At 66.7% G+C, this 21,170-nt stretch carries 16 protein-coding genes, 1 tRNA gene and 1 pseudogene; 9 read left to right on the forward strand and 9 right to left on the reverse strand.

What is annotated here, in order from left to right; all coding sequences use genetic code 11:
* The first annotated feature begins 22 nt into the window (after positions 1-22).
* From fni to F8M74_RS15545, 5 genes are read left to right on the forward strand one after another with little or no spacing between them, the layout of a single operon-like run.
* Positions 23-1,081: a type 2 isopentenyl-diphosphate Delta-isomerase gene (gene fni / locus F8M74_RS15525; RefSeq protein ID WP_141256480.1), complete on the forward strand. Its 1,059-nt coding sequence runs from the start codon at positions 23-25 to the stop codon at positions 1,079-1,081.
* Between the two features lie 33 nt (positions 1,082-1,114).
* Positions 1,115-2,443 (forward strand): hydroxymethylglutaryl-CoA reductase, degradative, encoded by a 1,329-nt coding sequence (locus F8M74_RS15530; RefSeq protein ID WP_141256481.1) that lies wholly within the window; start codon positions 1,115-1,117, stop codon positions 2,441-2,443.
* 4 nt (positions 2,444-2,447) lie between these two features.
* The gene (mvk, locus tag F8M74_RS15535) at positions 2,448-3,380 is read left to right on the forward strand and encodes a mevalonate kinase (protein ID WP_141256482.1); all 933 of its coding nucleotides are present in this window, start codon (positions 2,448-2,450) and stop codon (positions 3,378-3,380) included.
* A gap of 8 nt (positions 3,381-3,388) precedes the next feature.
* Entirely contained in the window at positions 3,389-4,375 is a 987-nt protein-coding gene (gene mvaD, locus F8M74_RS15540) for a diphosphomevalonate decarboxylase (RefSeq protein WP_141256483.1), read from the forward strand.
* Complete coding sequence (locus F8M74_RS15545; RefSeq protein ID WP_141256484.1) at positions 4,375-5,454, forward strand: mevalonate kinase; 1,080 nt, start codon at positions 4,375-4,377, stop codon at positions 5,452-5,454. The genes mvaD and F8M74_RS15545 overlap by 1 nt, the downstream gene beginning before the upstream one ends.
* A gap of 110 nt (positions 5,455-5,564) precedes the next feature.
* On the opposite strand, the pseudogene F8M74_RS37825 reads toward F8M74_RS15545, so the two are convergent.
* A pseudogene (locus F8M74_RS37825) lies at positions 5,565-5,771 on the reverse strand (ISKra4 family transposase); the annotation flags it as partial.
* 914 nt (positions 5,772-6,685) lie between these two features.
* Positions 6,686-8,956 carry a pyridoxal-dependent decarboxylase gene (locus F8M74_RS15550; RefSeq protein WP_228559797.1) on the reverse strand — a complete coding sequence of 757 codons (2,271 nt, stop codon included), beginning with the start codon at positions 8,954-8,956 and terminating at the stop codon, positions 6,686-6,688.
* Between the two features lie 537 nt (positions 8,957-9,493).
* Between F8M74_RS15550 and F8M74_RS15555 the strand changes: the two genes are divergently transcribed.
* From F8M74_RS15555 to F8M74_RS15570, 4 genes are all read left to right on the forward strand, one after another.
* Positions 9,494-10,855 (forward strand): serine protease, encoded by a 1,362-nt coding sequence (locus F8M74_RS15555; RefSeq protein WP_228559799.1) that lies wholly within the window; start codon positions 9,494-9,496, stop codon positions 10,853-10,855.
* Positions 10,856-11,021: 166 nt separating this feature from the next.
* Entirely contained in the window at positions 11,022-12,710 is a 1,689-nt protein-coding gene (locus F8M74_RS15560; protein ID WP_141256486.1) for an FG-GAP-like repeat-containing protein, read from the forward strand.
* 311 nt (positions 12,711-13,021) lie between these two features.
* Entirely contained in the window at positions 13,022-14,584 is a 1,563-nt protein-coding gene (locus tag F8M74_RS15565) for an alkaline phosphatase family protein (protein WP_216619976.1), read from the forward strand.
* On the forward strand, positions 14,581-15,669 hold the full coding sequence (locus F8M74_RS15570) for a lysylphosphatidylglycerol synthase transmembrane domain-containing protein (protein ID WP_141256487.1): 1,089 nt from the start codon (positions 14,581-14,583) through the stop codon (positions 15,667-15,669). Before F8M74_RS15565 ends, F8M74_RS15570 begins: the two co-directional genes overlap by 4 nt.
* A 56-nt stretch (positions 15,670-15,725) precedes the next feature.
* On the opposite strand, the gene F8M74_RS15575 is transcribed toward F8M74_RS15570, so the two are convergent.
* The 7 genes from F8M74_RS15575 to F8M74_RS15605 all read right to left on the reverse strand — a co-directional run bounded on the left by F8M74_RS15575 (position 15,726) and on the right by F8M74_RS15605 (position 21,065).
* Positions 15,726-15,809 (reverse strand) — tRNA-Leu (locus tag F8M74_RS15575).
* An 83-nt stretch (positions 15,810-15,892) separates the two neighbouring features.
* On the reverse strand, positions 15,893-16,270 hold the full coding sequence (locus F8M74_RS15580) for a 2Fe-2S iron-sulfur cluster-binding protein (protein WP_011554983.1): 378 nt from the start codon (positions 16,268-16,270) through the stop codon (positions 15,893-15,895).
* Between the two features lies 1 nt (position 16,271).
* Positions 16,272-18,119 (reverse strand): Fe-S protein assembly chaperone HscA, encoded by a 1,848-nt coding sequence (hscA, locus tag F8M74_RS15585; RefSeq protein WP_141256488.1) that lies wholly within the window; start codon positions 18,117-18,119, stop codon positions 16,272-16,274.
* Entirely contained in the window at positions 18,116-18,673 is a 558-nt protein-coding gene (gene hscB, locus F8M74_RS15590) for a Fe-S protein assembly co-chaperone HscB (protein ID WP_171410242.1), read from the reverse strand. Before hscB ends, hscA begins: the two co-directional genes overlap by 4 nt.
* A gap of 108 nt (positions 18,674-18,781) precedes the next feature.
* The gene (locus F8M74_RS15595; RefSeq protein ID WP_020478678.1) at positions 18,782-19,180 is read right to left on the reverse strand and encodes an iron-sulfur cluster assembly accessory protein; all 399 of its coding nucleotides are present in this window, start codon (positions 19,178-19,180) and stop codon (positions 18,782-18,784) included.
* A gap of 25 nt (positions 19,181-19,205) precedes the next feature.
* Positions 19,206-19,607, reverse strand: coding sequence for a Fe-S cluster assembly scaffold IscU (gene iscU, locus F8M74_RS15600; protein WP_002634235.1), 402 nt, complete (start codon positions 19,605-19,607; stop codon positions 19,206-19,208).
* A gap of 96 nt (positions 19,608-19,703) precedes the next feature.
* A complete protein-coding gene (locus F8M74_RS15605) occupies positions 19,704-21,065 on the reverse strand; it encodes an IscS subfamily cysteine desulfurase (RefSeq protein WP_228559806.1) in 1,362 nt (453 codons plus the stop codon).
* Positions 21,066-21,170: the final 105 nt, after the last annotated feature.

A 21,170-nucleotide genomic window follows, 5' to 3' on the forward strand; every position in this document is an offset into this window, starting at 1 on the left:
GGGCGGACCGGACTTCAACGAGATGGGCGACGACATCACAGCCAGACGCAAGGACGCACATCTCGACCTTTGCGCGACGGGTGACGTCGAACCCAGCGGAAACAGCACCCTGCTGGAGTGCGTCAAGCTGGTCCACTGCGCGATGCCGGAGATGTCCGTGGAGGACGTGGACCTGTCCACGGCGTTCCTGGGCAAGCGGCTGCGCTACCCGCTTCTCGTCACCGGCATGACGGGTGGGACGGAGCGTGCGGGCGCGGTGAATCGCGACCTGGCGCTGCTCGCCGAGCGCCACGGCCTGGCCTTCGGTGTGGGCAGCCAGCGCGCCATGTCGGAGGACGCCTCGCGGGCCGCGTCCTTCCAGGTGCGGCAGGTGGCGCCCACGGTGGCGCTCCTGGGCAACATCGGCATGTTCCAGGCCATCGGGCTGGGCGTGGATGGGACGCGCCGGCTGGTGGACGGCATTGGCGCGGACGGGCTGGCGCTGCACCTCAACGCGGGCCAGGAGCTGACGCAGCCGGAAGGCGACCGGGACTTCCAGGGCGGCTACCGCGTGGTGGAGCTGCTGGTGAAGGCCTTTGGCGATCGGCTGCTGGTGAAGGAGACGGGCTGCGGCATTGGCCCGGACGTCGCGCGTCGGTTGGTGGACCTGGGCGTGCGGAACATCGACGTGTCCGGTCTGGGCGGGACGTCCTGGGTGCGCGTGGAACAACTTCGCGCGTCGGGCGTACAGGCACAGCTGGGGGCGGAGTTCAGCGCGTGGGGCATCCCCACGGCGGCTGCGTTGGCCTCCGTGCGCCGGGCCGTGGGCCCGGATGTCCACCTGGTGGCGAGCGGCGGCCTGCGCACGGGGCTGGACGCGGCCAAGGTGCTGGCGCTGGGGGCGAACCTGGCCGGCATGGCGCTGCCGTTGTTCCGGGCGCAGCAGGCGGGTGGGCTCGAGGCGGCGGAGGCGGCGCTGGAGGTCATCCTGGCGAGTCTGCGGCAGGCGCTCGTGCTGACGGGAAGCAGAAGCTGCGCTGAACTGAGACAGCGGCCCCGGGTGGTCACCGGAGAGTTGAAGGATTGGTTGGCGGCGCTGTAGAGGGTGGCCGCGCCGAAGTCTGGAAGGAAGAACATGTCTGACACCGTGACGTCCCGGCTTCCCGGGTTCCACAAGCTGCCGATGGAGGAGCGCCACGCGCACCTCTCCCGCATGTTCCGGCTCACGCCCGAGGACGTGCAGCAGCTGCTGGGCTCGGAGGCGCTCCAGCCTGTCCTGGCGAACCAGATGATTGAGAACGCGGTGGGGACCTTCTCCCTCCCGCTGGGTCTGGGCCTCAACCTCCAGGTCAACGGACGTGACTACCTGGTGCCCATGGCGGTGGAGGAGCCGTCCGTCGTGGCGGCGGTGTCCTTCGCGGCGAAGATTGTCCGGGAGGCGGGCGGCTTCATCGGTGAAGCCGACCCGTCGCTGATGATTGGCCAGGTGCAGGTGTCGCGCTACGGCGACCCGACGGCGGCCACCGAGCGCATCCTGGCGCACACGGAGCAGATCCTCGCGCTGGCCAACAGCTTCCACCCGGCCATGGTGGCGCGTGGCGGCGGGGCGAAGGACGTCGAGGTTCGCGTGCTGCCGGCCCCCGAGGGCCCGCGCGGCGAGCCGTTGCTCATCGTCCACCTCATCATCGACGCCCAGGAGGCGATGGGGGCCAACCTCATCAACACCATGGCGGAGGGCGTGGCGCCGCTCATCGAGCAGATCACCGGCGGCAAGGTGTACCTGCGCATCCTCTCCAACCTGGCGGACCGCCGGCTGGCGCGCGCCATGTGCCGCATCCCCATCCCGCTGCTGGCGGACTTCGAGATGCCGGCCGAGGAGATCGCCGAGGGCATCGCCCAGGCCAGCCGCTTCGCGGAGGCGGACCCGTACCGCGCGGCCACGCACAACAAGGGCGTGATGAACGGCATTGACGCGGTGGCCATCGCCACGGGGCAGGACTGGCGCGCCATTGAAGCGGGCGCGCACGCGTTCGCCTGCCGCAACGGGCAGTACCGGCCGCTGTCCACCTGGTACCTGGAAGAGGGCCATCTGGTGGGCCGCATCGAGCTGCCCATGGCGTTGGGGACGGTGGGCGGGCCCATCAAGATCCACCCGGGCGTGCAGATGGCGCTCAAGCTGATGCAGACCACGTCGGTGCGAGAGCTCGCCATGGTGTTCGCGGCGGTGGGGCTGGCGCAGAACTTCGCGGCGCTCCGGGCGCTGGGCAGCGTGGGCATCCAGAAGGGCCACATGGCGATGCACGCGCGCTGCGTGGCGGTGACGGCGGGCGCGCGGGGCGACTGGGTGGAGAAGATCGCCAACCTGCTGGTGAAGGCGGGCCACGTGAAGGTGGAGAAGGCCCGCGAGCTGCTGGCCAGCCTCCCCGCCGAGGATGCCGCGGCCGCGACCGGCACCACGGTCTGACGCCGTGGCTCCTCGTCCTGAATCCTTGTCGGCCTTTGGCGCCGGCAAGGTCATCCTGCTGGGTGAGCACAGCGTCGTGTACGGGCACCCGGCCCTGGCCGGGCCGTTGTCGCAGGGCGTGACGGCGCGCGGCGTGCCCGCGAAGGCGTGTCAGCTCGCGTTGCCCTCCACGCTCAGCCGCCCGCAGCGGGCACAGCTCACGGCGGCGTTCGCCCGTGCAGCGGAGGTGACGGGCGCGCCGCCGGTGAAGGTGTCGCTGGAGGCGGACCTGCCGCTGGCGGTGGGCCTGGGAAGCTCGGCGGCTTTGTCGGTGGCGTGCGCGCGGTTGCTGCTCCAGGCGGCGGGGAAGATCCCCACGCCGAAGGACTCGGCGCGTGTGGCGTGGGCGATGGAGCAGGAGTTCCACGGCACGCCGTCCGGCGTGGACCACACCACCAGCGCGGCGGAGCAGTTGGTCCTCTACAGGCGCAAGCCTGGGGCCGCCAAGGGGACGGGGCAGGTGGTGGAGAGCCCCAAGCCTTTGCATGTGGTGGTGACGCTCGCGGGCGAGCGCAGTCCCACGAAGAAGACGGTGGGCGCGCTGCGGGAGCGGCAGGCCCGCTGGCCGTCGCGTTACGAGCGCTTGTTCACGGAGATTGGACGGGTGTCCTCGGAGGGCGCGAAGGCGGTGGCGGCGGGAGATTTGGAGGCACTGGGCGACGCGATGAACGTCAACCAGGGCCTGCTCGCGGCGCTGGGCCTGTCGTCGCCGCCGTTGGAAGAGATGATCTACCGGTTGCGGGAGCTGGGGGCGCTGGGCGCCAAGCTGACCGGAGCCGGTGGAGATGGTGGGGCCGTCATCGGCCTGTTCCTGGAGCCCAAGCCCGTGGTGACGAAGCTCACCCGGATGGGCGTGCGCTGCTTCAGCAGCCAGCTCGCGGGACCGCGGGCGTCGTGAGTCTTCCCATGAAAGCCACAGCTCTGGCGCATCCCAACATCGCCCTGGTGAAGTACTGGGGGAAGCGGGATGACGCGTTGATTCTGCCGCACCAGTCCAGCCTGTCCCTCACGCTGTCGCCGCTGTCGGTGACGACCACGGTGGAGTTCGGCGCCGCGAGCGACCAGGTGGAGCTCAACGGGCACACCGCGAAGGGCAGCGAGCGCGACCGCGTGTTGCGGCTGCTGGAGTTGGTTCGTGCCCAGGCGAAGGCCGACCTGGGCCCCGCAAAGGTGGTGTCGCGCGGGGACTTCCCCATGGCGGCGGGATTGGCCAGCAGCGCGGCGGGCTTCGCGGCGCTGGCGGTGGCGGGACGCGCGGCGGCGGGGCTGCCGTCGGAGCCCCGCGTGGCCAGCATCCTGGCGCGCATGGGCAGCGGCTCGGCGTGCCGGAGCGTGCAGGGTGGGTTCTGCGAGTGGCAGCGCGGCGAACGTCCGGATGGTGAGGACAGCTTCGCGGTGCAGCGCTTCGACGCGGCCCACTGGCCGGACGTGCGCATGGTGGTGGCGATTCTCGACCGCGGCGAGAAAGAGGTGAAGTCGCGGGACGGGATGAAGCTCACGGTGGACACCAGTCCGTACTACCCGGCGTGGGTGAAGGACGCGGAGGCGGAGGTGGTCCAGGTGCGCGAGCACATCGCCCGGCGAGATTTGCAGGCCCTGGGCGAGCTGTGTGAGCGGAACGCGTGGCGGATGCACGCGACGTCCTTCGCCGCGAATCCGCCGCTGAGCTACATGAGCCCCGGCACGTTGGCGCTCATCCAGCACCTGAAGGAGCAGCGCAAGAAGGGCATCCCGGTGTGGTTCACGCTGGACGCGGGGCCCAACCCGGTGCTGCTGACGGACGCCGCGCACGAGGTGGCCGCGGAGGCGCTGGCCCGCGCGTGCGGCGCGGTGGATGTGATTCGCTGCGTGCCCGGTGGTGACGCGGAGCTGAAGGCGGAGCACCTCTTCTGATGGAGCGCGCCCTCTCCGCGCCGGGCAAGCTGTTCCTCTCCGGGGAGTACGCCGTGCTGTGGGGCGGCGTGGCGCGGTTGGCCGCGGTGGCGCCGCGCACCGCCGCGTATGTCCGCCGCCGCGCGGATGCCCGCGTGCACGTGTGCCTGGAAGAGGGGACGCTGGCGGGGAGCACCACGCCGCTGGGGGTGCGCTGGGAGCGTGAAGTCCCGGCGGGGTTCGCCTTCGTTGCGCGGGCGCTGGACGAGGCGCTGCGGGCACATGGCCGCGCGAGTCAGGGGTTCGACCTGGCGGTGGCGCCGTCCGCGGTGGGCCCGAACGGGCAGAAGCTGGGCATGGGCGGCAGTGCGTGCGCGACGGTGCTGGCGGCGGAAGGCGCGCGCTATGTGCTGGAGGAGCGTTACGACGCGCTGAAGCTGGCGCTGTTGGCGCACACGCAGGGGCAGGGCGGTAAGGGCAGCGGCGGGGACGTGGCGACAAGCTTCGCCGGAGGCGTGCTGCGCTACCGGCGCTACGACGTGGCGCCGCTGATTGAGGCGAGTAACACCGGACGGTTGCGCGCGGCGCTGGCGGAGTCCCCGTCGGTGGACGTGTGGCGGCTGCCGTCGCCCCGGGTGTCCATGGCGTATGCCTTCACGGGTGAGAGCGCCTCGACGCGGGTGTTGATTGGCCAGGTGGAGGCTCGGCTGGAGGAGTCGGGCCGCCGGAGCTTCGTGGAGCGCTCGGACACGCTGGGCCATGCGATTGAGGACGGGCTGAGCAGCGGTGACTTCCGGGCCTTCTCCGAGGCTGTGAAGGCGCAGCACGCGCTGCTGTTGGAGCTGGGGCCGCTGGAGACGGAAGGCATGCGCCGGGTGCTGGCACTGGCCGCGACCTACGGTGCGGCGGGCAAACTGTCCGGGGCGGGCGGTGGCGACGGCTGCATCCTGTTCGCGCCGGATGCCCAGGTTCGGGCGGAGATGTGCAAGGGATTGGAAGCCCGAGGCTTCCATACGCTGCTCCTGGATGCCGAACCCGGCGTGCGTGGCGAGGCCCAGGTTGCTCCCCGGCTGCGGACCTGGGTGGACGCGCTGAATTGAGCGCGTCTATTCAGGTCGCGCAGCTCATAGCGGATATCTCAAACTCAGGGGCGGATTGGGCGTGGTCGCCATTCTGAACAAGATGCACGGCGCATCTGGGCATGCAAGGAGTTGACTACACACCCGGCCTGCACGCTGATGGTGTCCATCGTGGGGCTATTGCGCACGCCCACCTGCCGGTGGAGGCTTCGCTCTATTTCGACGGGCCCTTGCCGCGATTTGTACGTCGCCGGGTACAGGCCGGAGCGGACGTAGGGCTCGCCTTGTATGAGGACTCGGGCGGCGTCGACGTCGAGTCCTCGAAGCAGCATCCGCTTCATCCACTGCTCCGTGTGCGCCGCCCCCTCATTGAACTCCTGCCACGCGGCGTCGAACCCAGCAATGGGCCCGCGTCTTCGCGCTCGCCACGCCCTCCAACGCTCAGCTCCTGAACGACACCCTGCGGATTCCTTGCGAGGTGTTGAACGCTGAGACCAGTCCTTGGCGTGGTCAGAAATGACTATTCATCGTCTTCTTCGTCGTCAGTCCTGTCCCACCATTGGAAGTACTGTGTTGTTTCGCCCCATCGCCCTCTTTGTAGGTTCAGGCGTGGTTCTGAAATTGCGACTGAGACGGCTTCAAGCATGTTGAGCGCAGCCTCTACCGTTTGATGTACGGCTGCAGTATCTGTTGAGAGCTCGTGGCGTTGGGTTACCCATTGAGTTCCAAACCAGGAAAAGCGATCCCATCGCTCCGACAGATGGTCTGAGCGGTGACATTTAAGTCGCCGAAAAAGTCGGTCATTACCTGCCCCCGTCTGTCCTACGTAAACGAGTTCGTATCCCGCATACAACGCATAGATACCACGCTGCTCGCGGAAGTCGACGGCTCTTGCCCTAGCGCTTCGGCTTGCCGCACCAAGCAAGGTGCCTGCGGCGCGGGGCCGTCCCCAGAAGACTCGATCGATGTGCCAGTGAATTCCGTAGCTCTTGATCATTGGGTTGGTTTGTTTTGGTGAAGAGCGGGGTGGGGGATGGTTTGAGGGGAGAGAGTATAGCTGAGAGGTTGTTCCGGATTGCAAGCCGGACTCTCCTGTCTTTGGCGGCGGACTGGTTCGCTCCCTCGGAGTCCGCGCCCCCTCACCTGCAAGCGATTCGGGACTTGACCAAGACGACGAGGCTGCCGGGCCTTGAGAGATCCAATGCCTCACGGGCTCAACAACCTCGCCGCTGACGGAGTTCCCTGAAGCGCGTTAGCGCGAGCGCTTCGATGAGGTGCCGCGCATCTCGTTGAGCGCGTCCATCACGGCCGCTCGCAGTTCCTCGATGATGGTGTCGAGGAACGGCCGCCCCTGGAGGTCTTCGGTAATCCAGGGGTCCATGATGACGGAGCGCAGCACGGTGATGCGGCCCTCCTCGCCACGTCCCGACGCCGCGCCGCTCCCCAACAAGCGCGTCTTGTAGTCGTCGAAGAACTTCTTGCCGTAGTCCTCCTCGATGAAGTCCGTGGTGCTCACCAGCAGCCGGTAGCCGTAGATGTCACGGCCATCGGCTTTGACACCCAGGCGCTCGTAGATCATACGGTTGAAGGTGTTTGCCTCCTCCAGGCTCGTGTTGAGTCCCTGCTCGGTCTTGAAGTTGAAGGCGTAGGTGAGGATGTTGAGGTCCGCGCCCGTTTCGCGCAGCAGCTCCAGTTCCTCCTCACCCGAGGCGCTAAGGAGCTGCTCCTGACGCATGCCCTGGATTTGCTGACGCAGGAACTCCAGCGCCTGCTTCTCTCCGCCGTACTTGCGCTTGAGGGAATCGGAGAGCTTGAAGCGCGGTCCCGGTACCACGACGAAGTCGCTCGCCACGGTATTCATCGTCAGCAGCCGGGCATGGAAGAGCTTGCAGTTGTAGAGCGCCCTTCCGAGGATCTTCCCGTAGCCACGTTGGTCGGGTGGCACGACGGCATGACTGAGGTACACGCCCGCCGCCGCGGCACCGGGCTTGGAGCCCTCGATGCCGTACTTGCCCACGGTGAGGTCCTCCTGGCTCCCCGCTGTGTTGATGTAGGGCGCCTCGAAGGCCACCAGGCTGCGCATGGACTGATTGCGGTAGCACAGCGCACCGGCGGGGTAGGGCAGGTAGCCCGTCTTGTGCGGGTCCACGGTGATTGTGTCCGCCTCCGGGAGGGCCTCGAACTGCTCCGTGACATAGCGGCTCAGTGACAGCACGGGGGCGGGAGGCCCCGCGAGGCGCTTGTTTGAACTCGGCGGCGCGCGGAGGAGTGAGGCGAAGTACCCGCCCCAGGCCGCGTCGGCGTGCACGCAGAATGACATCCCCTGCGGATGGTACTTCTGCCGGCGAAGCGCCAGCACGGACGCGAGCGGGTCCACCAACCCCTCCTCCGTCGTCCCCATCACCGCCGTCACCGCAATGACGGGCTGCTTGTCCTTCATGCATTGGTCCAGCCGCGCCTCCAGGGCCGACACGTCCATGCGCCCCTCTTCATCCAGAGGAATGCTGAACATGTGGTCCGCGCCGATGCCCAGAATCGCCGCCGCCTTGGGCAGCGAGTAGTGCTTCGAGCCGGGGACCATGAACACGGGCGCCGGGAGGTCTCCCAGGTAGCGGCGGGTGAACTCCACGAGCCCCAGATCCTGGAGCATGTAGTTGCTCACGTTCGCCGTCAGGGTCTCCGGCGGGATTTTGAACTCCTCATGGATGCGGGTGGGGAGGCCTAGCACCTCGTCCACATCCAGGTTCAACGCTTGCCACACATCCAGGTCAATCAGACGTGCCTGGGGGCCCGAGGGCAGCGTGACCTTGAGGGCCTTCGCGGCGGAAAGCGAGGACTCCCGCTGAATGGCCTCGCGCAGGGACAGGGGATAGAACTTCAAGTTTCGCGCGGCCCACATCGCCTCGATGTTGGCGGTGGTGCCACCGCTGGTCAGATGGCTCCAGGGCCGGATGCCGTTCTGCTCGGTGTAGCCCACCATTCGGCACAGGTCCTCGCCAGCCCGGACCTCCAGCACCGTCGTCAGCGGTGAGGCCTCCAGCGCGACGTTGTTCTGGTTGTAGAGCATGGCCGCGAAGTAGCCGGCCATGCCCGGGAGCGTCTGCTCCCACGTCATGTGGCCCTGGTAGCGCATGCTGAAGAACGGCGCGGACTTCTTCAGCTCGGCCAGGAGGTTGTCGAACTCGGTGTGCAGTGTGTCGAGCGCCCGGAGGTAGCCCGGGTCTCTCTTGATGCTCTGGGTGATGGCCGGTGGGTCCATCGGGTGGAAGTTCCGGCGCCAGAAGGCGTGGTCTCTCAGGGCCTCCAGCACCAGTTGCTCGAAGATGTCCGCGTTCTCCGCGCGGGGGCCCAGGAACCAGGCCTCGACGTCCCGCTCGTTCTCAAGCGGTGCTTCCCTGCCGTGGGTTGACTCCCACAGCAACTCTCTGTGCGCGAGTTGGTTGGTCTTCAGGCGCTCGCGCAAAGCTTGCTTCAATCCATCAAGGGCATGACTGGAGTAGTCCGGCTGGGACTTGTGGGCCATGTGGGGCTCCTTGCGGCGGGGACAGACCATGGCCGGACGCGGGGAACGTACCCAGCCACGGGGCGCCCAGATATACATGATGCGTTCTCAATCCCTCTTGATGTGTTGCGATGGTGTCTGTAGATGACAGTTTCATGCCCTTCAGGGCAGGCAGGCCGCAATTGCGCTCATTCGGAAAGTCTGGCCGGTCATGGCCAGAAATCCGCGCTCTTCGATGACTGCCAACCGTCATTGCTGGAACGGCTGATGGCCAGATGCAATGACTCTACGCGCATCTTTCCGTGCGCGCCGACTTCTGGCGCGCGCGCACATTTCGCTGAACGGGCGCTGATGGCGTACGGGGGCTTGGGAGCTCCGTGTATCAAGTTGTCTTCTTTGAGAATAATGGAAGTCCGCGTGCTGCAGATCGAATTGAGCTCCAGGTTCAGGCTGAAATTCGTTCAAAGGTGCTTGCGGACTTTCAGTGAATACTGGTAGTCCCTGGAATGTTTGCTGCTCGACATTCCAGGTTCTCAACTCCAGCAGGGGCCGCCCTCCATGCAGGTCATTCTCACTCACGTGCGACGGAAGCTCTTCGGCGTGCTGCTCTGTTCCCTTTCAGTGGCGTGCGTGCAGGACTCCGGCCCCGTGACAAAGGGAGGCGACACGTCCGCCCCCACGGACGCGCTGCGGCAGCGCGTGGTTTACGGCGTTGATGACCGCAAGGACTATTACGCGCACTCCGATGCGACTCTGAAGAAGTTCACCCGGGAATCGACCGTGGCGTTGGTGGACGTCGCGGACCTCGACACGAGCAACCCCTCGAGCATCGGCTTCTTCTCGCAGACGCTACAGGAAGCCCAGGGCCTTTGTTCCGACCAGAGGTTCTTGAATGACCCGACGGCTGCTTTTTGTTCAGGCACGCTCATTGATAACGACCTGGTGCTCACGGCGGGCCACTGTGTGAAGGGGCCGCTGTCGTGTGCATCCACGCGCTTCGTCTTCAAATATTACCGAACGGGAGCGACCACCCTGGAGCCGGTGACGTCGGAAGACGTCTTCAGGTGCAGTCGCGTCGTCGTGCGCAACGCATCCACGGTGGGTGGCCGTCAGTTGGACTATGCCATCGTCCAGTTGGACCGCCCTGTCAGTGCATTGCGCGCTGTTCCAGCTCCTGTTCGCATGGACAGCGTGGCGCTGTCGACGACGACCCAGTTGGCTGTGATCGGCTCGGGTAGCGGCATCCCCTTCAAGATTGATTCGGGGGGCAAGGTGCTTGCCTCGCGTGCTTCCACGTTGGACTTTTTCGTCGGCGACACGGATACCTTCGGAGGCAACTCAGGGTCGGGCGTCTATGCGAAAATCGACGGCAGCTATTTGCTGGCTGGTATCCTCGTGCGTGGCAACAAGGACTACGTCAAGCGCGTCGGACCGGCGGGCGAATGCTATGCCGTCAATGTCGTCACGTCCATTGGTAGTTGCACGGATGCCAATTGCAACGCTGAATCCATCAACTACGTGCGGCCCGCCATCGATGAGTATTGCGCTGTGGCGACCAACACGCGGTTGTGTCCTGCTCAATGGCCAGCGACACCGGTGACGTTTGATTTCGCGACCAGCGGCACCAACAATGCGACGCGTAATACTGTCGCCCAGAACGTCTCGTTGTCGGCGGGAGAGACCCTGTATGTGGGGACCGCCATGGTGATGTATGCCACCGCCAGGGGGGACACGTACTTGCGCCTGGATCGATACGAGACCAGCACCAATGCGTATACCGGGGTCGCGAGCAACGACGATGCCTATGACAGCCTCTCCCACATTCGGTACACGGCGAAGGTCGCGGGTACGTACCGGATTCGCGTTGGCTGTGCTCGGGACAGCGCCTGTGCTGGCAGGGTGTCGTATATCATCCGTTAGGGGTTGAGCTGCAGGTGTGTGTCCGTCCTTCGCGCTTCAATGTCGATTTCCGGGGGCTCATGAGCAGACCCATGGTCCCGGTCACCTACCCATCTATCCATTGTTTCCGCCGTTGATATCCCCATTCCGGAGCCGGACGGCTCCCGTCCAGACAAGTGAGAGCCTCGTGCGGCGAACCCTGACCTTCCATGCTCTGCCTCTCATCCTGACGTTCGTGGGAGGCCTTCTCGTCACGGGTTGTGGTGGATCCGACGATGCGCTGACATCGTTCGATCAGGAGGCGACCGTCGATGCTGACTCGGCAGGGCTTTACGCCGCCTCGACATACATTTGGGATTCTCGAACCATCTCAGTCTGCTGGGAGAACCCATCGGCCGCTGGCGATGTCGAACGAGAATGGGTGCGGAGCGCGGTCGAGGGCACCTGGGGCCTGGTCACGCCGCTCGACTTCACTGGCTGGGGGGCGTGTCTCGGGAATCCGGGGAGCATCCGCATCCTCATCGAAGATACCTCCGATGGCTCCTTTACGTATGGCTTGGGGTGGCTCAATGAGGCGCTCTATGGCGCCATGGTGCTCAACCTCTCTTTCCAGCATTGGATGCAGGACTGTCAGGACACGCGGGAGCGCTGCATCCGTGCCATGGCGGTCCACGAATTCGGTCATGCGCTCGGCTTCGCCAATGAGGAGGCGAGACTCAGTTCGTCCAGTTGTCGGGGGAGGGGGGCTGACGACGCCGACACGGTGTTCGGGGAAGACGTCGATTTCGATTCGGTCATGTATGAGTGTGGCGACAGTCGCTGGCGTCGGGGCGGTCGGTTGAGTCAGTATGACATCAAGGGCGCCACCCTGCTCTACGGTGACTCGATGTGGGGGCGCCAGTTTGGCGCTGACCAGAGCGCTGGAGGGTGGGAGATGGGCCACCACGAGCGTGTCATGGGGGATGTCACTGGTGATGGACTCCCCGACATCGTCGGCTTCGGCTATTCGGGCGTGTTTGTCTCCCGGACCGTGTACGTGCCCCCATCTTTAGATGCCGGTTACTTCGCTCCCTCGCTGCTCCATCTTCAAGCTTTCGGTTATGCTCAGAACTGGCGCGTGGATCGGCACCCACGTACCGTCGCGGACGTCAATGGCGATGGCAAGGCGGATCTCATTGGCTTCCATGACGCTGGCGTACACGTCGCGCTGTCGAATGGCCTCGGCTTTGGTGCGCCCCAGTTCTGGGTGGGGGATTTTGGCTACAATGCCGGTCAATGGCGAGTGGAGAGCCATGTGCGCATCGTCGCGGACGTCAATGGCGATGGTAAGGCAGATGTCGTTGGGTTTGGTGATGCGGGTGTATATGTTTCTCTTTCCACGGGCTCTTCGTTCGGTGCTTCCAGGCTCTGGCTGGGAGATTTTGGCGTAAACCAGCAGTGGTTTGTGCCCAAGACCGTGCGCGCCGTCGCGGACGTCAATGGCGATGGTAGGGCGGACATCGTTGGCTTCTCCAAGAGTGGCGTATACGTCGCGCTGGCCAACAACACGGGCACTGGCTTCAATCCCACCCAGCAATGGACTTCTGAGTTCACCTGGGACCAGGGATGGTATGTGGATCGCCATGTGCGCACCGTCGCGGACGTCGATGGTGATGGCAGGGCCGACATTGTTGGGTTTGGAGAGAATGAGACCCGCGCCGCCCTGTCGACGGGCTCCAGCTTCTCTGCGTCCACGCTCATGTCACCGGATTTTGTCTACGGCGTCGGAGACTGGCGCGTGAACAGGCACCCTCGCTTCGCCGTGGACATCAACAACGATGGTCGAGCCGACCTCATCGGTTTTGGGGACTTGGGTGAGTACGTGAAGCTGCGCTGAGCCAGCAGAGTCGCGTGCTTCGTGCTCCTGGCGCGGGGAATGCGGCGCTGCGCCACCCGTCCAGTCACAACCATGGCCGGGTGGCTGCCGCGTGTAGGTTTACGCGACAGTAGGGTGTGAGGTGGCTCACGGCGCCCGCCCGCTTGCTTCCGTTCTTGTCCAGGGTCGGCCTCTCCCAGGAAACGTCGGCGGTTGCCCGCCCGCTCTCCTGGAAGGCGGCTCACACCCTGGGGCGGCTGTCCTCTCAAGTGCCCATCTTGGCTGCCGGAGGAGGGGAGGCGACACCCGTGAGCGCTGTGCTTCCACCAGCGATGCATCTATGGGCCCACGGCCTCGTGCGCCGGGTCCGGGAGAAGGTGCCACCCGCGCCAGGACGCAGGGCGAGGAAGCTGCTCCTCGTCCACCTGGATGGTGTCCCCAAGAGCCTGCTGGATGAAGCGCTCGTCGCGGGGCGCATGCCCTTCCTGTCGCGGCTCGTCCGCTCCGGGGCCTTCCACCTGGACGAGGCCTTCTGGGGAGCGCCCACGTCAACGCCTTACTTCCAGGCAGGCCTGCTCTACGGCATGCGCCATTCCAACCTGCCAGCCTACTCGTGGTTCGACCGCGAGCTGGGCCGCAAGGTCCAGATGAACACCCCTGTGGATGCGCTGGCCATCGAGCAGCGCCTGCGCGGTGCGGGCCGCACCAGTCTGCTCGATGGTGGGGGTCACGGGTATTTCTCCCTGTTCCGAGCGGGAGCAGAGAACGCGCTGAGCATGAGCACGCTGGCCAGTTTCGAGCAGATGTCGCGCGCGTTCTCCTACGAGATGCTGGGGTTGCTCAGTGCGCGCACGCGCGGCATCTGGGACTACCTCCGCTCGCTGGGCATGGACACCTGGGCCGCGGCGCGCGAAGTCGTCCACTGGGCTCGCGGGCTCCACGACTGGCGCCACGAGCCGGCCTTCCTCTTCAGCCACGTCTTCCTCCAGCGGCTGGGTTGGAGCTTCGCCTTCACCAAGTCCCTGGTGGACATGGCGCGAGGTGTGCCCGTCATCTACCTGGTCTACGGTAACTACGATGAGGTGGCCCACCGTCGGGGGCCGCGCTCCGAACAAGCCCGCGCCGAGCTGTACCGCGTGGATGCGTACCTCGCGGAGTTGTACGCCGTGGCGGGCGCGGTGGAGCAGCCCTACGACGTCGTCTTTCTCTCCGACCACGGGCACGTGGACTGTCTGCCCTGGGAGCAGCGGAGGGGCCAACCTCTGGAACAGTGGCTGATGGCGCCCCATGGCGACGGTCCCCTCTCCGACGATGTGGTCCGCGGACTCTGCGACGGAAGGACTCGACCGGAGCCGGACACTCGGCCGCGAGCGCCATTCACGCCGGTGGCCGTCGACTGCGGCAACTTCGCCCATGTGTATTTGTCCGGCGCGCCCAATCCGCTGGAAGCCATCTCCCTGCTCGCACGCCACCCTGATGTCCTGGCCCGGGTGACGCGGAGCCCGGACATCGGCCTCATCGCGCTGCGACGGGGCAACAGCGCGGTCGCGCTCGTGGGCGACGGCGTCTACACCCTGGACACGTTGGACCGGGCCCCACTGTCCACCGAGTTCAGCAAGCGCGCGGTGGCGGACTTCCTCCGCGTACTCCCAACCATGTCCACCGCGGGGGACCTGGTCCTCTTCGGCGAAGCCGTGAAGCGCGGTGGCACCGTGGGCTTCGCCTGGGAGTTCGGCTCGCACGGCGGACTCACGCGCACGGAGGCCAACAGCCTGGTGTGCTGGCCCGCGAAGGCGCCCGTGGACCTGTCCAACCTTTCGCACTGCGTACAACTCCATGATCGGCTCGCGGCGGCCTATCTCGAAAACACCCCTCGACTCCGGTTGGTGCCGTGAAGGGGAGGGCGAGGCACGCCGGAGGCCGGGCGCTGTTCAAGGCGCTGCTCGCTGTCTTCGGGCTCGTGCTGTCCGTCGTCCTGCTCTCCACCGCGTTCTTCAAATGGAACCTGGGCGGAACCGGGCCGCTGCTCCAGCCGCGCTTTCCGCTGGGGGAATTCGTGCGCGACTTGCCCCGCCACCTCGTGTGGCTGGTGCCCTTCATGCTGCTCCAGGCCTCCATCATCCCGCTGCGCGCGGTGCAGTGGCAGCGCACCCTCCGCCGGCGGGTGCCCCTCAAGGAGCGCTACCACCTGGTGGCCATTGGCGCCTTCGTCCACAACGCGCTGCCGGGAAAGCTGGGCGACGTCATGCGCTCGTTCCTCCTGTCGAGGACACAGCGCATCCCCTTTCTCCGGTGTCTGGGCAGCGTGGGCGTCTGCAAGCTGATGGAGTTCGCGGCGCTGATGCTGCTCGTCATGCTGTCGTTGCTGGGCCCCTTCGGCCGGACGCTGTCCCGCTTCGAGGGGGAGCTGAAAGCGGCCGTGTTACTCTGTGTGGGGCTTGTTGCTCTGGTGGTGTTTCTGGCGCACTGGTCCGGCCCGCTCGCCTTTGCCCTCCACCGCCGCCACAAGCTCCCCCGGGTGGAGGGCTTCCTCCACCACGTCAGCGAGGGCCTGGGCACCGCGCGCTCCTTCACCGGCATGGCGAAGGTGTTCGTCTTCTCGGTGGCGCCAGTGCTGGCCTCCGCCTTGGCCTATGGCCTGGCGCTGCACGGCATCGGCATCTCCGGCGGACTCTTCGCCGGGGCGGTGGTGCTCGGGGCCATCTCCCTGGGGCAGTCGCTCCCGGGTGTCCCAGCGGGCATGGGCATCTACTACTTCGTGACGAGCTGGGCGGCCCGCAGCCTGGGGGCCTCGCCGGAGGACGCGGCGGCCTTCTCCACGCTCACGCACCTGGGCACCGTCATCAGCCAGGTCGCCGTGGGAGCCGTCTCCGTCCACATGCGGAAGATTCGCATCCGCGACTTGCGCAAGGGCGGGAGCCTCGCGCGGGAGGCCGCGAACCACGTGGCGCACGATGCCGTGGAGCCCGCGCGTTCCTGACCCCTGAAAAGCGAAAAGGGGCCCCGGTTTGAAACCGGGGCCCCTTCTCAACTTTGTGCCCAGGAGAGGACTCGAACCTCCATGCCCTTGCAGGCGCTAGACCCTGAATCTAGTGTGTCTACCAATTCCACCACCTGGGCAGGTGGGGCATCGCGGTGCGGCGCTGCGATGGGCCGGACGTATAGAGCTACTGCCCCGGCCCGTCAAGCACTACGTAACAACCTCACTTCTTCAGCGGCCATTTTCCCTCGGCCTCGAGCGAACGGCGCAGGACGGGGTTCTCGTCCATGAAGGCGGTGAGGGACTCCTCGGTGATTTCGACCAGGATGTCCTCGGCGCCCAGCTCCGTCTGGCAGCTCAACCGGGAATAGGGGCGGACGTCGAAGCCCATGTCCAGGCGGTCCGCCTCCGCGTCCGTCTGCTCGCTCAGCGAGTCGAGGCCCTTGCGGACCCAGATATGGCAGGTGGAGCAGCCGCAGACCCCGCCACAGCTATGCCCCACCTGGGCGCCGCAGGCTTCGGCGGCGTCCAGCAGGGTGGTGCCGGTGGGCACGTCGGCGCTGACCTCAGCCAGGGGGCTCTTGAAAGTCACCTTGGGCACGTCAGTAGTCCTCCACGGAGTGGCCAGCCACCACCTGGGTGATGGCCTGGTTCATCACCCGCTCGATGAAGGGACGGGACGCCTCGTCCAGCGCGTGCACGGCCTCCTTCAGCTTCAGGTGGTCCTCGCCCTTCATCAGCTCGCGCACCCGGGCGATGGCGGAATCGATGACGGCGCGCTCCTCCTCCTGGAGCAGCGAGCCGTGCTCGCCCAGCTGCCGGTCCGCCTCGGCCAGGACGCGCTCGGCGTCCACCCGCTGCTCACGGACCTGCCGGGCCTGGATGTCGTCCTCGGCGTAGTCGATGGAGTCGAGCAGCATCTGCTCAATCTCCTCGTCCGTGAGGCCGTGGCTGGGCTTCACCGTGATCGACTGGCTGACGCCGGTACTCTGCTCCTGCGCGCTGACGGAGAGGATGCCGTCCGCGTCCACCTGGAAGCGGACCTCCACCCGGGCCATGCCCGCGGCCAGGGGCGGAATGCCGGACAGGGTGAAGCGCGCCAGGCTGCGGTTGTCCTCCACCAGCTCGCGCTCGCCCTGGAGCACGTGGATGTCCAGGCCCGTCTGCCCGTCCTTGAAGGTGGTGAACACCTGGCCCGCGGTGGTGGGGATGGTGGAGTTGCGCTGAATCAGCTTCTCCACGATGCCGCCCATCGTCTCCAGGCCCAGGGAGAGGGGAATCACGTCCAGCAGCAGCACGTCGTCTTGCCGGTCCGCCGTGGTGAGCAGGTTGGCCAGCACCGCCGCGCCCAGCGCCACCACCTGATCCGGGTTGATGTCGCCCAGCGGCTCGCGGCCGAACAGCTCCGCCACATAGCGGCGCACCGCCGGCACGCGCGTGGCGCCGCCGACCAGGATGACGCCGTCCATCTCCCCGGCCGTGACGCCCGCGTCCTTCATCGCCCGCCGGCACACCGTGCCCGTCTTCTGCACGTAGGGCTGAACCCAGGCGTCGAAGTCCTCGCGCTTCACCGAGTGCGTCTGCCCACCCGCGGTGAACTCCACCGACGACGCGTCGGTGAGCGCTTCCTTGGCCTTGCGCGAGGCCGCCAGCACCTCCGCCACCAGGGCGGGAGCTGGCGCTTCGGACGCGCCCAGCGTCTCCAGCACGCGCTGAGCAATCGCCCGGTCGAAGTCATCGCCACCCAGCGCGGAGTCGCCGCCGGTGGACTTCACCTCGAACACACCGTCCACCAGCTTGAGGATGGAGATGTCGAAGGTGCCGCCGCCCAAATCGTAGACGGCGAAGGTGCCCTGGCTGCCCTTGTCCAGGCCGTAGGCCAGCGCGGCGGCGGTGGGCTCGTTGAGCAGCCGCAGCACTTCAAGACCGGCCAGCCGGCCCGCGTCCTTGGTGGCCTGCCGCTGGGCGTCGTCGAAGTAGGCGGGCACGGTGATGACGGCCTGCTCCACCTTGGTGGAGAAGTGCGCTTCCGCGCGGCGCTTGAGGGCGCGCAGCACCTCACCCGAGACTTCGATGGGCGTGACCGGCGTGCCGCCCGCCACGTCGAAGCGCACCACCTTGGCGCCGGGCGCGAACTTGTAGTGCCCCAGCTTGCGCGTCTCCGCGTCGTCCGGGCTGCGCCCCATGAAGCGCTTCACGGAGGCGATGGTGTCGGTGGGGTGCTCGGACGCCAGCTTCCGAGCCCGGGCGCCCACCACCACGCCGCCGTCCTTCGCGTAATGCACCACGGAGGGGAGGAGCAGCGCGTCGCCCTCGTCCACTGGGACGCAGGCGGGCTGGTCCTTCACCACCGCCGCCACCAGCGAGTTCGTCGTGCCCAGGTCGATGCCCACCGCCTGCCCCTTGGGCTTCAGCGGGTCGTGAATCTGAAGGTAGCCGTTCTTGCTCACGCCTGAATCTCCTCCTCGAACGCGTCCACCTGCTCGAGGAAGCGCGTGAAGTAGCGCACCCGCCCCAGCGCGTGCGATGCCTTTCTCACCAGTTCCTGCCCGCCGGCCCCTGGCGCGTCGGCCTCCAGGGTGCGAAGCGACTCCGCCGCCTCGGCCAGGGCCGCCTTCTTGCGGGCCTCCACGTCGTCCGCCATGGCCCGGGCGCGGCCCAGGTCCTTCTTCGCCATGGCGGTGTCCAGCGACTCGCGCAGGTCCATGACCTCCTCCAGGAAGGCCAGGGGCATGTCCTTCTGCGCGCCCGCGTCCTCGCGGTCCAGGTCGATGCCGTGCAGCTTGAGCAGGTAGAAGGCGCGGCGCACCGGGTCCTTCAACGTCTTGAAGGCCTCGTTGAGGGCGGTGGTGCCCTCCAGGGCCTGCAGGCGCTCGCGCGCGCTGGCCTGTGCCACGCGATCCGGATGGAGCTGCAACGACAGCTCGCGGTACTGCTTCTCCAGCGCCGGCACGTCCACGTCATAGGCGCGCTTCAGGCCGAAGACGTCGAAGTGGGTCCTCAAAGGGGGCTCTCCAATGCGGGGAGGGGACAAACGAAAAGGGCCCGGCGGCTGGCCGGGCCCGCGTGGTGGCGGCTCCGCCCAGAAGGGGGCGGAGCGCTTGCTGTCGCGTCAGACGGAGAAGCTCTCTCCGCAGCCGCAGGCCGCCTTGATGTTGGGGTTGTCCAGCTTGAAGCCGGAGGCCATGAGCGTCTGCTCGAACACCAGCTCGGTACCGATGAGGTACAGGTAGCTCTTCGGGTCCACGAAGACGCGCACGCCGTCCTTCTCGAAAATCTTGTCGCGCTCGCGGGACTTCTCCGACCACTCCATGGAGTACTGGAGGCCCGAGCACCCGCCGCCCTTCACGGCCAGCCGCAAGCCCGCCTCGGGCGTCTGCCGCTGCTCCAGCAGCTCCTTCAGCCGGGCCACCGCGCTGTCGGCAATGGTGATGCCCTTGGGGGGCTTGGCCACGGGCGCGGTGGCAGGCGCCTGGCGCTGCGTCGTCTCCTGGGTCGCCTGTTCGCTCATGGTTCGCCTCTCCCTTTCCCGAACGTCAGGATGCCTTGGCCTGACGCGCGGCGCGCTTCTTCTTGAAGTCCTCGATGGCCGCCTTGATGGCGTCCTCGGCCAGCACGGAGCAGTGAATCTTCACCGGCGGCAGCGACAGCTCGCGGGCCACGTCCTTGTTGGAGATGGTCATCGCCTGGTCCACCGTCTTGCCCTTCACCCATTCGGTGACGAGCGACGACGAGGCAATGGCCGACCCGCAGCCGAACGTCTTGAAGCGGGCGTCCTCGATGAGCCCGTCCTCGGAAATCTTGAGCTGCAGGCGCATCACGTCGCCGCAGGCGGGCGCGCCCACCAGGCCGGTGCCCACGTTCGGGTCTTCCTTGTCGAGCGTCCCGACGTTCCGGGGGTTCTCGTAGTGCTCGATGACCTTGTCGCTGTAAGCCATGCCTGCTCCTTCAACGGATGCTTCTCACCAAAGGTTCCGGCGGGCAACGCCCTCCGGGCGAGGAGGCTCGCGCCCCCCTGTCTACCTGGGAAGGCGCTAGTGCGCCGTCCACTCGATGCTCTTGAGGTCGATGCCTTCCTTGGCCATCTCGTAGAGCGGGCTCATGTCGCGCAGCTTGCGGACCTTGTCCACTACGAGGTTCACCACGTAGTCGACTTCCTCTTCCGTGGTGAAGCGGCCCAGGCCGAAGCGGATGGAGCTGTGCGCAAGCTCCTCGTCCACGCCCAGCGCGCGCAGCACGTAGGAGGGCTCCAGGGAGGCGGACGTACACGCCGAGCCGGAGGACACCGCCACGTCCTTGATGCCCATCATCAGGGACTCACCCTCCGCGTGGGCGAAGGAGATGTTGAGGTTGCCCGGCAGCCGGTGCTCCAGCGAGCCGTTGATGACGGTCATGTCCAGTGCGTCCGTGAGGCCCTTGCGCAGCTTCTCACGCAGGCGAAGGAGGCGCGCCGACTCCTCGGGCAGCTCCTTGCGAGCCAGCTCGGCCGCCATGCCAAAGCCGACGATGGCCGACACGTTCAGCGTGCCGGAGCGCATGCCGCGCTCGTGACCGCCGCCGTCGATGATGGGCGCGATGCGCACGCGCGGCCGGCGGCGCACGTACAGCGCGCCAATGCCCTTGGGGCCGTACATTTTGTGCGAGCTGATGGAGGCCAGGTCCACCTTCATGGCCTCCACGTCGAAGGGCACCGTGCTGATGCCCTGCACCGCGTCGCAGTGGAAGAGCACGCCCTTGGAGCGGCACAGCGCGCCAATCTCCGCGACGGGCTGCACCACGCCAATCTCGTTGTTGGCGAACATGATGGAGACCAGCACCGTCTTCGGCGTCATCGCCGCGGCCAGCTTCTCCATGCTCACCCGGCCGTCAGGCTCCACGTCCAGGTAGGTAACGCGCGCGCCGCCGGTGGGCAGCTCGGCCCACTTGCGGTACGTCTCGTCGGAGTCCACGTCGTACTTCGTCAGCAGCTCCGACTGGTTTTCCTCGGTGACGTCCTGGCCCGCAAGCTGCGCCAGCCGCAGCAGCTTCAGCTCGTCCAGCCGCTCCTGCCGCACGCGCTCCAGTCGCTTGCAGGTGTCCAGGATGGCCTTGTGCTCCGTCTTGAGGGTGATGATGTGGTCACCCTTGGACTTGTAGAACTCGATGACGCCCTTGATGGCCAGGTTGTCGGACTCGGTGGCGCCCGAGGTGAAGACGATCTCCTGCTCGGCCGCGCCGATGAGCTCGGCCACCTGCTGCCGGGCCTTGTTCACCGCCGCCTCGGCCTTCCAGCCGAACACGTGATTGCGGCTGGCCGCGTTACCGAAGTCCTCTCGCAGGTAGGGCAGCATCGCCTCCAGCACCCGCGGGTCCAGCGGGGTGGTGGCGTGGTTGTCCATGTAGATCGGCAGCTTCACCATTGCTTCCAACACCTTCCTGGAGGGGACGTCGACCGGCGCCTCGGAGCGCCTTTGCCGCAGGGGAACCTACACCGTCACACCTGAATGTGGACCGGACTGGTC

This window comes from Myxococcus sp. CA023 (assembly GCF_010998615.1).
Lineage (GTDB): Bacteria > Myxococcota > Myxococcia > Myxococcales > Myxococcaceae > Myxococcus.